The following is an 11,783-nucleotide window of genomic DNA, read 5'->3' on the forward strand; positions in this document are numbered from 1 at the left end:
CTTACGCCGCCGGCAGCACGACGATCATCGGCGGGACCGGAACCCCGCCGTGCGTCTCGATCGGCAGCTCCGGCGCGGGCAGCCAGTCGAGCCCCAGCGGCTCCGGCCCGATGCCGTCGTCGGCGCCCACCCGGGGCTCGCCGTCGGCCACGGTCACCGAGAAGACCGAGGTCATGCCCGACGGGTACGGCATCTCGAGGATGTGCCGGGCCTCGCCGACCACCAGGCCGGTCTCCTCGAACACCTCCCGCCGGACGGCCTGCTCGGCGGTCTCGCCCGGCTCCAGACCGCCGCCGGGCAGGGTCCACCACTCGCCGCCACCGGATCGCCGGCTGCGCTCGTGCACCATCAGCACGCGCCCATCCCGCACGATCACGGCGGCGGCCCGTTTTCGTTCGTCCACGATCGCAGGCTAGCCGGATGCCGAGGGTTCACGCACGACCAGAGCAAAAACCTGTGGATAACGTCCGGATTCGTTCCTACGTAGTCGAACCGTCACCGACCGAAATGGACTGGTGGACGGTAACGGGATCGATCACACCGAATAGGAACTGCGGGTAGCGGGCATATCGCTCGTACCGTCCCGGTGCTCCTTGACCGCGAGGACCTGGTTCACACCGATTCGTGCCTGTTCGAAGGCGAGCGCCGAGGCCGCCATGTAGAGCCGCCACACCCGGGCGCGACCGGGACTGGTCAGCTCCATGGCCTCGGCCCAGTCGGACTCCAGGTTCGCCACCCACGCCCGCAGGGTGCGGCCGTAGTGCTCCCGGAGCGCGTGCACGTCGCGTACCTCGAAACCGGCTTCTTCCAGCAGCGTGGTCGTGGTGCCGATGGGCGCCAGCTCGCCGTCCGGGAAGACGTACGCGTCGATGAAGGAACGCTGCTGATGCGGCTGCTTCTCGGCCAGGCGCAACCGGGAGATCTGGTGGTTGAGCAAGCGGCCGCCGGGCTTCAGCTGGCCGTAGAGGATCTGCGCGTACTCCCTGTACGGCCCGGTGCCGACGTGCTCGGCCATGCCGACGCTGGAGATCGCGTCGAACGGCCCGTCGTCGAGGTCGCGGTAGTCCTGCACCCGGATCTCGACCTGGTCGGTCAGGCCGGCCTCGGCGACCTGCTTACGGGCGTACTCGGCCTGCTCGGTCGAGAGCGTGATGCCGAGGACCCGGACGCCGTACTCGCGGGCGGCGTGGATGGCCAGGCTGCCCCAGCCGCATCCGACGTCGAGCAGGCGCATGCCAGGCTCGAGGCCGAGTTTGCGGCAGATCAGGTCGAGCTTGTCGCGCTGCGCGTCGGCCAGCCCGTAACCCGGCTCGTCGGACGTCCAGTAGGCGCAGGAGTAGACCATGCTCGGCCCGAGCACGATCCGGTAGAAGTCGTTGCCGACGTCGTAATGGTGGCTGATCGCCTGCCGGTCCCGCCGCTTGCTGTGCCGGTTGCCGGAGACGACCATCTCCTCCGCCGGCGGCTTCGGCTGGGTGCCGAGCAGGCCGAGGCGCACCAGGTCGCCGAAGACCGAGCGGATCGGGATGTCCCGCAGATCGGGGGCGCGCCAGATCAGGGCGGCCAGCCGCGTCAGCGCCTCGTACAGGTCGCCCTCGAGGTCGATCTCGCCCGAGACGTACGCCCGGGCCAGCCCGAGCTCGTTCGGCTGCCAGATGATCCGGCGCAGCGCCCGCTTGTTGCGGATCACCAGCACCGGGGCGTCGGTGGGGCCGGCCTCGGAGCCGTCCCAGGCTCGCAGCCGTACGGGCATCGGCGCCTGTAACAGCGATTCGAGCAGATCCTTGAGCCGCGTGGCGGTGTTCAGAGAAGGAATGGTCGTCGGCATCGGTACCTCCCCGGGGGTGCAGACGATCTCCACTATCTGCCCGGATCCGCGAGATACATAAGGTCCTGATGCAGTTTGTGATCGACGACTCACACTGCGCGCATGACCCGCTCCAACGTTTCCAGGCGCATCGGTCTTGCCTGGTCACGACGGCTTTCGGCGAGTGCCCACAGCACCGCCCGCCGCTCCGCCTCGGACAGCACGCCGGCGAACGGCGACGTGCTGCGCAGCTTCACCGCATGCTCCGCCGGAGAGGTCAACACGTCTATGACCGCGGCCACGCCACCGTCCAGCAGCGCCTCCCAGCGATCGAGCCACGTCCATTCCGCGCCCTCGGGGTGCAGCTGCCGCAACCGCCGCAGATTGATCGCCGCCGCCGCCAGGACGGCCGGCGGATGGGCGGCCAGCTTCGCGGCGATCGCCCGATGCAACCACAGCTGCTCGGTCTGTTCCCGAGTCAGCACAGGGTGAATCAGAGCCTCCACATCGGACCGGCGCACCCGGCGCTGCGGACCGACATTGACGTACGGAAGAAAGCCCCGCGCACACAGATCAAGCACGCGCCACCGTGGAAACCGCATGAGAACCGCGGCCTCGCCGATCGAAAGGAACTCCGGTGTGCGCATCGTCACACGTGGATATTGGCCCGCCGCAACCGGGACTGCAACAACCGAACGGCCAATGACTCTTTCACCGCGACTCTTTCACCGCGGGGTCGAGCTGAACAGGTACGTCCGTTCCTTCAAAAGGTCCAGGGTCAGGGGTACGCCGGTGAGCCGCTCCGCCAGCGCGAAAGCGGCCGCCTGCGAGGTCTTCGGGTTTTTCGCGGTGAAGCCGACCGCGTTGATCACCGAAGCCAGCTCCGCCGCCCGGGTACCCAGGCGCCGGCCGTCCGCCGTGGGATCGAACTCCAGCTCGACGACCCGATCGGCCATGACCAGGAAGCGGCTGCGCCCCCGGGGGTCGTGGTAGTCGCAGACCACTGTCGTGCCCACGGAGAGCTCGGAGAGCAGCTGGTCGGCCAGCCCGAGAGTCCCGTTGTCCTCGACGATCAGGGACGTGGTGCCGATGCCGGCGACGCCGAAGAAGTACTTGCCGCCGCTGACCCGCTGACCGTCGCCGGCCCCCACGAGCTGCTGCCAGGCGACCCGTTCCAGCTCCGTGGCCTTGAGCCGCTCCAGCGCCTGCCCGGTTCCGGTGTTGGCCACCCAGACGAAGCAGTAGCCCTTGTCGAGATCGGTGACCCCATCGAACCAGGCGTAGTCGGCCGCCGTGGCCTGCCGCCTGATGGCGGCCGCCGACGGTTTCGGATCGTGCTTGTTGCACGCGGCCAGAAGCCCTAAGGCTGCTAGTCCCAGGAGGTTCCGTCGGCGCACGGCTGGTAGTAGATCACGAAAGGCCCCGCGGGCTCTGCCCCCGAGCTCCCGCTTTTGCCCGTAGCATGCGTGCGCTCAAGTATGTTGATCTTCTGATAGGACCGTCGCAGTGACGCAACCCCCTGCCCCGCAGCCCGCTCAGCCCGGTTTCGCCCCGTCCTACCCAGCCGCGCCGGCGCCCGCCGCGCCGCCGCGGGGATTCAGCGGCCTCGCCATCGCCGGCGTGATCCTGGCGATCTTTGTGCCGTTCGTCGGTTTCATCCTGAGCCTGATCGCCATTTTTCAGACCGGCGCCACCAAGAAGCGCGGACGTGGCCTGGCCATCACCGGCGTCGTGCTGTCGGTCGTCGTCATGGCCTCGGCCGGCGCAGTGATCTATTCGCTGTCGAAGTCGACGGTCATCGACCCCGGTTGCACCGCCGGTAAGGCCGCCATCTTCAAGCTCGACGCGAACGCCACCCCGGCCACGCTGGACACCGCGATCGCCGAACTGAACGCGGCCGCTGACAAGGCCAAGAACGACGACGTCCGTAAAGCCATGAAGACCCTGGCCGACGACTACACCAAGCTCATGGCCGACGCCAAGGCCGGCAAGGCCCCCGACAACGTCGCCATGCAGCGCATCACCGCTGACGGCCAGGCCATCGACGACCTGTGCACCATCGGCTCCTGACATGAGGACGGGGCGGCGCTGTTCCACAGCGCCGCCCCGTACAAAGCAAAAGGGCACAACCCGGGTTGTTCCCCAGCTTGTGCCCTGCGATATCTGTTTGGTGGAGCCCAGGGGACTTGAACCCCTAACCCCCGCCTTGCAAAGGCGGTGCTCTGCCAGTTGAGCTAGGGCCCCCTAGACCACGCTACCGACTTCTACCGAAGATCAGGAGTGGTAGTCGCCTCGTGCCACAGCGCCCGCTCATCGCTAGACGCCTTGACCTTCTTGAACACCAGAGCCGCCGCACCCACAAGCCCGGCCACGATCAGGAGCTTCTTCAGCATCACTAACCCCCTAGTTGAGCCCCACTGAGAAAGCGCAAGCGACGCACTCACCGCGCCCACCGTAACGTGGGGGTCTGGGGGGTCGCCCCCCAGGCAGATATGACAAGCGACCTGCGTCCGCGCTTTCTGCGGACACAGGACGCCTGTCGCGCGTGGGGCTAGCTGGAATCGAACCAGCGACCTCAGAGTTATCAGCTCTGCGCTCTAACCGACTGAGCTATAGCCCCTCAGAAGCGACACCGAAGGTTACCGCACGGGGGTGGGGGCCGCCAAAACGGGGGTGGCCCCCAAACCCTCCGTGGTTACGTCAGTCCCTCTCGGCGAGGGTCAGCTCTACGCCGCCGACCAGGTCGGCGCAGACGTTGTAGATGAAGGCGCCGAGGGTGGCCAGGGCCGTGAACAGGACGACGTTCACGGCTCCGATCAGCATCGACGTGCCGATGACGCCCCAGGCGGTGATCTGGAAGCCGCCGCTGGCGGAGGCGTCGTCGCCGCCGCTGGCGGAGACGAGCTCCTTCAGGCTCGTGTTCACCTCGCCCCAGACGCCCATGGCGTCGAGGGCCAGGTACAGCACCGATGTGGCGACCACCACGACGATGAAGAGCACGACGGAGACGGCGAACGAGAACTTCATCACGGACCAGGGGTCGATCCGCTTGAGGTTGAGCCGGGCACGGCGAGGGCCGCGGGCGGCCGCCGAGGTGACCGTGGCGCGGGCCGAGCGGACCGTCTCGGTGACCCGGGCCGCGCCGACCGCGTTGCCGCCCTGAGGCTGCTGCTGCGGGCCGGCCGGGCGGGCCTTGCCGGAGGTGGTCTGCCCGGGCGCCGGCGCCGCCGCGGCGCTACCGGGGCGCTGCTGCGGGCCGGTGGCGCCGCCTGGCTTGGCGGCACCGGGCACGCTGACGCGCCCCGAGGTGCTGCCGGGGGCAGCGCCCTTGCCCTTGGTGACTGTCGGCACAGTGGCCGAGCCCTTCACGATGCCGCCAGGGCGTTTCGTGTCGTCACTTTCGGCGTTGGGCTCACCGGGGGGCGGGGCCATGCCCGGCGCCCGGGTGAACTTCGGCGGGGACGGGGCTTCGGCGGGGGCCGCCGTTCGAGCCGCGGCTGACTCGCGTCCGTTCTTGGCGGCGTCCTTCTTGGCCGCTTCGTCCGGAGTCGCTGAGCTCCCCGTGGCCCCCGACTTCGCCTGTGTCTCCGGCATCAACTAGTCCTGTTCGTCAGGCTCGTCGGCATTGCGAGCAAGCGCCACGATGGTTACACCTTCTGGGAGGTCCATCAGCTTGACCCCCATTGTGTTCCGATCCCTCGTGCGCCGTACAGGCTTCACGGGAGTCCGGATGACACCACCATTGCTGGTGATGGCAAATAGTTCATCCTCCGGGCTGATCACGAGGGCGCCCACCAGTCCACCACGGCGCTCCGTGATCTTCGCGGTGAGGACGCCCTTGCCGCCTCGGCCCTGCACGGGATACTCCTCGATCGGCGTGCGCTTCGCATACCCACCGTTGGTGGCGACCAACACATCCATGCCCTCGCGCACGACTTCCATGGCGAGGAGCTCGTCGTTGTCGCTGAACCGCATCCCGATCACGCCGGAGGTGGCCCGGCCCATCGGGCGCAACGCCTCGTCGGTGGCGTTGAACCGGATGGCCTGAGCCTTCTTGGAGACCAGCAGCAGATCGTTCTCCGATGCCGCCAGGGCCGCGCCCACCAACTCGTCGTCCTCCCGCAGGTTGATGGCGATGATGCCACCGCTGCGGTTGGAGTCAAATTCCTCGAGCCGGGTCTTCTTCACGAGGCCATTCTTAGTGGCGAGCACAAGGTAGGGCGCGACCTGGTAATTCGGGATCTGGATGACCTGCGCGATGTGCTCGTCGGGCTGGAAAGCGAGCAGGTTGGCGACGTGCTGGCCCTTCGCCACGCGGGCCGCCTCGGGCAGCTCGTACGCCTTGGCCCGGTAGACCCGGCCCTTGTTGGTGAAGAACAGCATCCAGTCGTGCGTCGAGATGACGAAGAAGTGCGACACGATGTCGTCCTGCCGCAGCGTAGCGCCGCTGACGCCCTTGCCACCGCGCTTCTGCGACCGGTACAGATCGACCTTCGTCCGCTTCGCGTAACCGGTACGTGTGATGGTCACCACAACGTCCTCGCGCGCGATGAGATCCTCCATGGAGACCTCACCGTCGAACGGGATGATCTGCGTGCGCCGCTCGTCGCCGAACTTCTGCACGATCTCGCCGAGCTCGTCGGAGACGATGGCCCGCTGCCGCTCCGGCTTGGCGAGGATGTCCTTGAGGTCGGCGATCTCGATCTCGATCTTGCCGAGCTCGTCGATGATGCGCTGGCGCTCGAGGGCGGCCAGGCGGCGCAGCTGCATGTCGAGGATCGCGGTGGCCTGCACCTCGTCGACGTCGAGCAACTGCATGAGGCCCTGCCGGGAGTCCTCGACGGTCGGCGAGCGCCGGATCAGGGCGATGACCTCGTCGAGCATGTCGAGCGCCTTGACCAGACCGCGCAGGATGTGCGCGCGCTCCTCGGCCTTGCGCAGGCGGAACGCGGTCCGCCGGCGGATGACCTCGATCTGGTGGTCGACGTAGTAGCGGATGAACTGCGCCAGGTTCAGCGTGCGCGGCACGCCGTCGACCAGGGCGAGCATGTTCGCGCCGAAGGTCTCCTGGAGCTGGGTGTGCTTGTAGAGGTTGTTCAGCACGACCTTGGCGACCGCGTCGCGCTTGAGGACCAGGATCAGGCGCATGCCCGTACGGCCGGAGGACTCGTCCCGGATGTCCGCGATGCCGGTGAGCTTGCCCTCCTTGACCAGCTCGGCGACCCGCTCGGCGAGGTTGTCCGGGTTGACCTGGTACGGCAGTTCGGTGACGACGAGGCAGGGCCGGCCGCGCGGGTCCTCCTCGACCTCGACCACCGCGCGCATCCGGATCGAGCCGCGACCGGTGCGGTAGGCGTCCTGAATGGCCTGCTGGCCGACGATCAGGCCGTGGGTCGGGAAGTCGGGACCCTTGACGATCTCGAGCATCGCCTCGAGCGCGGTGGCCTCGTCGGACTCGGGGTTGTCGAGCTGCCACTGCACGGCGCCGGCGATCTCGCGCAGGTTGTGCGGCGGGATCTTGGTCGCCATGCCGACGGCGATGCCCTCGGAGCCGTTGACGAGCAGGTTGGGGAACCGCGCGGGCAGGATCGTCGGTTCCTGGGTACGCCCGTCGTAGTTGTCCTGCATGTCGACGGTGTCCTCGTCGATGTCACGCAGCATCTCCATCGCCAGCGGCGACAGCTTCGACTCGGTGTACCGCATGGCGGCCGGCGGGTCGTTGCCCGGCGAGCCGAAGTTGCCGTTGCCGTCGATCAGCGGGTAGCGCAGCGACCACGGCTGACCCATCCGGACCAGGGCGTCGTAGATCGACGAGTCGCCGTGCGGGTGGTAGTTGCCCATGACGTCGCCGACGACGCGCGCGCACTTGACGTACCCACGGTCGGGCCGGAAGCCGGAGTCGTACATCGCGTAGAGGATCTTGCGGTGTACCGGCTTGAGGCCGTCGCGGACGTCGGGCAGCGCTCGGCCGACGATGACGCTCATCGCGTAGTCGAGGTACGAGCGCTGCATCTCGACCTCGAGGCCGACGGGCTCGACGCGCTGGGTCACGCCACCGGTCGGCTCCGTGGCTTCGTCGCCGCCGGGGGGTTCGGGAGTGTCAGTCACTGTTAACCCTTACTCAAGGTGAAACCAGACATATACGGCAAACGCCCACGTATCGCTGTGGATAACGTTGTGGAAAGTGGGGAGACGCTGTGGATACTCGGCAACCTAGATGTCCAGGAACCGCACGTCCTTGGCGTTGCGCTGGATGAACGAGCGCCGCGCCTCCACGTCCTCGCCCATCAGGACGCTGAACAGCTCGTCGGCCACCGCGGCGTCGTCGAGCGTGACCTGACGCAGCGTGCGCGTCGCCGGGTCCATGGTCGTGTCCCACAGCTCGTGGAAGTTCATCTCGCCGAGACCCTTGAACCGCTGGATGTCGTCCGGCTTGGCGTTCGGCTTCTTCTGCTGGCGCAGCGCGATCAGGCCGTCCCGCTCCCGGTCGGAGTAGGCGTACTGGGCGTCGTCGCCGCGCTTGTTCCACTTGATCTTGTACAGCGGCGGCGCGGCCAGGTAGACGTGGCCCATCTCGACCAGCGGCCGCATGAAGCGGAACAGCAGGGTGAGCAGCAGCGTCTGGATGTGCTGGCCGTCGACGTCGGCGTCGGCCATCAGCACGATCTTGTGGTAGCGCAGCTTGGCGATGTCGAAGTCGTCGTGGATACCGGTGCCCATGGCGGTGATCAGCGCCTGGACCTCGTTGTTCTTCAGCACCCGGTCGATACGGGCCTTCTCCACGTTCAGGATCTTGCCGCGGATCGGCAGGATGGCCTGGATACGGCTGTTGCGGCCCTGCTTGGCCGAGCCGCCGGCCGAGTCGCCCTCGACGATGAACAGCTCGGACTCGCGCGGGTCGGTCGACTGGCAGTCGGCCAGCTTGCCCGGCATCGAGCCGGACTCCAGCAGCGACTTGCGCCGGGCCAGCTTGCGGGCCTGCTGAGCGGCGATGCGGGCGCGCGCCGCCTGCGACGCCTTGGTGATGATGATCTTGGCGTCGGTCGGGTTGCGGTCGAACCAGTCGGCCAGCTGCTCGTTGGCGACGCGCTGGACGAAGCTCTTCATGTCGGTGTTGCCGAGCTTGGTCTTGGTCTGGCCCTCGAACTGCGGGTTCTGCAGCTTGACCGAGATGATCGCGGCCAGGCCCTCGCGGATGTCCTCGCCGGAAAGCTTCTCGTCCGCCTTGAGGAACTTCTTCTCGGCCCCGTACCGGTTGACGAGGCCGGTCAGCGCCGCCCGGAAGCCCTCCTCGTGCGTGCCGCCCTCGTGCGTGTTGATCGAGTTGGCGAAGGTGTAGACCGACTCGCCGTACGACTCGTTCCACTGCATGGCGACCTCGACGGCCATGCCCTCCTCGGCCGACTCGGCGCTGAAGTCGATGACCGACTTGTGGATCGGGGTCTTCGTGGCGTTGAGGTGACGGACGAAGTCGGAGATGCCGTCCGCGTACATGAAGGTGACCTTGCGGTGATTGCCGTCGTCGTCGACCGTGCGCTCGTCGGTGAAGTTGATCGTGAGCGCCTTGTTGAGGAACGCGTACTCCTGGAGACGACGGTAGATCGTCTGGAAGTCGTACTCGGTCGTCTCGAAGATCGTCGGGTCGGGCCAGAACTGCACGGTCGAGCCGTGGGTCGAGGTCGCCTCGCCCTTCTCCAGCGGGCTCGGCTTGGACGCGGTGTAGTCCTGCCGCCAGACGAAGCCGTCCTTGTGGATCTCGACGTGCATCTTGGTGGAGAGCGCGTTCACGACCGAGACGCCGACGCCGTGCAGACCGCCGGACACCTTGTAGGCGGTGCCCTCGAACTTGCCGCCGGCGTGCAGGATCGTCAGCGCGACCTCGACGCCGGGCTTCTTCAGCTTCGGGTGCAGGTCGACCGGGAAACCACGGCCGTTGTCGGTGACCGAGACGCCGCCGTCGGCCAGCAGGACCACGTCGACCGTGTCGCAGTAACCGGCCATCGCCTCGTCGACCGCGTTGTCGACAACCTCCCACACCAGGTGGTGCAGACCGCGCTCGCCGGTGGAACCGATGTACATGCCCGGGCGCTTGCGGACCGCCTCGAGGCCCTCGAGAACGGTGATCTGACCGGCACCGTATTCCTGGTTGTTCTCTGTCACCCTCGGCCACTTTCTCGCGATGGGACCGTGAGGTCCCACACGGGGAGGGCGGGCGCGCGGCGGGCGGCGACGGGCATGGTGAGCCACAGATGACAACCCGCGGGGAGAAGCGGACCACCGGTGGAACCATGCTCGCCGGTCGCCGCGGCAGGCCCGCGGATCGTGATCGGCTGGAAAAACCGCGTAGCGTGACAGCGGCCAGCCTTGATCGGCCGTCCGCGAGCCTTCCACACATGTTTTCCCGGTCTCCGTCGATTCTACTCCGCTGAATCGAGTTGGCGAGGGTCCGGCACCCCTTCCGGGTGCCTCAGATTGCCGTAGCCGGATTTGGGGCGCCTCCTAAGTCCTCCCCTACACGGAACCGGCACCCGGCGGCAACGGCAAGTGATCCGGGCGCCGCTGTCCGGGGCGCGCCTTCCGGCCCCCGCCGCCGCGCGCTGCCACACTGCCTCCCAGCGGCGAGGGTTTGTGTCGTAACCTCCCCGCGCGGGCCGGTGCTTGGCCGGACGGCCGCGAATGGTCTAGGAGGGATGGGGCCCCCAATGGCGCACGACAAGGGGCTGGAGAACGTCGCGGTGCATTGGCCGCGGACCAACCAGTACTACGACCCGGTAGCTCCCGCCGAGTTCGTCGACTTCGGGGCGATCGCCGACGCCCCCGAGATCGCCGCGCCCACGGGAGCGCTGGCACTGCACATCGCCAAGACCGGCACGGTGCGCGCCACGGCGTACACCGAGCTGGTCGATCTGCTTCTCGGTCTCAACGGCGTGCTGTACGCCACCGAGGCCGCCGCCGAGGACGAGGACCCGGTCATCGACCCCGACGGCTGCGCGTGGATCGCCGGCGGTCTGGAGCGGTTCGTCGAGGGTCACGAGAAGTACGGCGACCTCGTCACCTTCGACAGCGTGGCCGAGGTGATGCGCAACGCGGTCTCGGCCGGACGGCTGGCCGAGCAGCAGCTGCGCTGGCTCGATCAGCGCCTGGCCGCCCTGCGCGACGAGGCGGGCAACGCGCCGCACTGGAGCTTCGCCCGCTCCGAACTGGCGATTCTGGCCGGCTTCTACCGCCGCTGCGCCGAGCGCGGCTTCGCGGTCTTCGCCGACTACTGAAAAAACCTTGTTCAGCCGTACGTGTCCCGGGGGCCCCTGCCTTGCACGCGGCGGGGGCCCTTGCTCCAGGACGGCGCGGCCGGTCCGTGGATGTTGAGCTTGGTGACCACGTTGTGGCCGACCTCGCCGGCGATGTTGCGCAGCAGAGTGGCCGCGAGCAGGCGCAGCTGCGTCGCCCAGGCCGTCGACTCGGCCTCGACGGTCAGCACACCGCCGTCGAGCTTGACCGGGCGGCTGTGCGAGGCGATCTCCGGGCCGACCACCTTCTCCCAGGCGCCGAAGACGGTGGCCTCCGCTTTCGGGCGCTCCCAGCCCCGCGCTTTCATGAGCCGCTGGAGCACGTCACCGAAGAGTGCGGGGTCCCGCGGGTCGGGCCCGGACCCGGAGTAACCGCGGAGCCGTTTCTCGCCCTTGGCGCCGGTCGTGCCGCGCCGGGGCTTACGGGCGGCGTTCTCCCGGCGCCGTGCGAGGGCGGCGTCGAGCACGGCCCGGGCGAGATCGGGGCCGGAAACGCCCTCAGTGCCCTCCTGCGCCCCGGAAGACGCCTCACCCTGGGTGGACCCAGCGTCGGGGCCTTCCGCGCCTTCTGAGCGCCACCGAGCCGGTTCGGGGGTGGAAGTGGCCGCGGTCTCGGCGGCGTACCAGCCGTCGTCGGCCACACCGAGCTCCTCCCGGGTCAGCGCGTCGGGACGGGCCTGTGGATAAAA

At 68.1% G+C, this 11,783-nt stretch carries 11 protein-coding genes and 2 tRNA genes; 2 read left to right on the forward strand and 11 right to left on the reverse strand.

From position 1 onward, the window contains the following. Position 1 precedes the first annotated feature (1 nt). The 4 genes from ACGFJ7_RS44350 to ACGFJ7_RS44365 all read right to left on the reverse strand — a co-directional run bounded on the left by ACGFJ7_RS44350 (position 2) and on the right by ACGFJ7_RS44365 (position 3,204). Positions 2–403 carry an NUDIX domain-containing protein gene (locus ACGFJ7_RS44350; RefSeq protein WP_360247974.1) on the reverse strand — a complete coding sequence of 134 codons (402 nt, stop codon included), beginning with the start codon at positions 401–403 and terminating at the stop codon, positions 2–4. A gap of 132 nt (positions 404–535) precedes the next feature. Further along, a complete protein-coding gene (locus tag ACGFJ7_RS44355; RefSeq protein WP_360247972.1) occupies positions 536–1,828 on the reverse strand; it encodes a cyclopropane-fatty-acyl-phospholipid synthase family protein in 1,293 nt (430 codons plus the stop codon). Positions 1,829–1,917: 89 nt separating this feature from the next. Next, complete coding sequence (locus tag ACGFJ7_RS44360; protein ID WP_360248317.1) at positions 1,918–2,454, reverse strand: helix-turn-helix domain-containing protein; 537 nt, start codon at positions 2,452–2,454, stop codon at positions 1,918–1,920. Positions 2,455–2,532: 78 nt separating this feature from the next. Then, complete coding sequence (locus tag ACGFJ7_RS44365; protein WP_360247970.1) at positions 2,533–3,204, reverse strand: DUF6461 domain-containing protein; 672 nt, start codon at positions 3,202–3,204, stop codon at positions 2,533–2,535. A gap of 109 nt (positions 3,205–3,313) precedes the next feature. On the opposite strand from ACGFJ7_RS44365, the gene ACGFJ7_RS44370 reads away from it, so the two are divergent. Continuing rightward, positions 3,314–3,877: a DUF4190 domain-containing protein gene (locus ACGFJ7_RS44370; RefSeq protein ID WP_392648258.1), complete on the forward strand. Its 564-nt coding sequence runs from the start codon at positions 3,314–3,316 to the stop codon at positions 3,875–3,877. A 98-nt stretch (positions 3,878–3,975) separates the two neighbouring features. On the opposite strand, the gene ACGFJ7_RS44375 is transcribed toward ACGFJ7_RS44370, so the two are convergent. From ACGFJ7_RS44375 to gyrB, 6 genes are all read right to left on the reverse strand, one after another. Further along, positions 3,976–4,051: transfer RNA gene (locus tag ACGFJ7_RS44375), tRNA-Ala, on the reverse strand. A gap of 20 nt (positions 4,052–4,071) precedes the next feature. Continuing rightward, entirely contained in the window at positions 4,072–4,200 is a 129-nt protein-coding gene (locus ACGFJ7_RS44380) for a DLW-39 family protein (RefSeq protein ID WP_360247966.1), read from the reverse strand. A gap of 153 nt (positions 4,201–4,353) precedes the next feature. After that, positions 4,354–4,427 (reverse strand) — tRNA-Ile (locus tag ACGFJ7_RS44385). An 80-nt stretch (positions 4,428–4,507) separates the two neighbouring features. Beyond that, on the reverse strand, positions 4,508–5,401 hold the full coding sequence (locus ACGFJ7_RS44390) for a DUF3566 domain-containing protein (protein ID WP_360247964.1): 894 nt from the start codon (positions 5,399–5,401) through the stop codon (positions 4,508–4,510). 3 nt (positions 5,402–5,404) lie between these two features. After that, complete coding sequence (gene gyrA, locus ACGFJ7_RS44395; RefSeq protein ID WP_392648262.1) at positions 5,405–7,915, reverse strand: DNA gyrase subunit A; 2,511 nt, start codon at positions 7,913–7,915, stop codon at positions 5,405–5,407. A gap of 105 nt (positions 7,916–8,020) precedes the next feature. Further along, positions 8,021–9,967: a DNA topoisomerase (ATP-hydrolyzing) subunit B gene (gene gyrB / locus ACGFJ7_RS44400; protein WP_360247962.1), complete on the reverse strand. Its 1,947-nt coding sequence runs from the start codon at positions 9,965–9,967 to the stop codon at positions 8,021–8,023. Positions 9,968–10,509: 542 nt separating this feature from the next. Between gyrB and ACGFJ7_RS44405 the strand changes: the two genes are divergently transcribed. Next, complete coding sequence (locus ACGFJ7_RS44405) at positions 10,510–11,076, forward strand: hypothetical protein (protein ID WP_360247960.1); 567 nt, start codon at positions 10,510–10,512, stop codon at positions 11,074–11,076. A gap of 11 nt (positions 11,077–11,087) precedes the next feature. On the opposite strand, the gene ACGFJ7_RS44410 is transcribed toward ACGFJ7_RS44405, so the two are convergent. Continuing rightward, on the reverse strand, positions 11,088–11,735 hold the full coding sequence (locus ACGFJ7_RS44410) for a DUF721 domain-containing protein (protein ID WP_392648278.1): 648 nt from the start codon (positions 11,733–11,735) through the stop codon (positions 11,088–11,090). Positions 11,736–11,783 lie beyond the last annotated feature (48 nt).

Source organism: Actinoplanes sp. NPDC048988 (assembly GCF_043197815.1).
Lineage (GTDB): Bacteria > Actinomycetota > Actinomycetes > Mycobacteriales > Micromonosporaceae > Actinoplanes.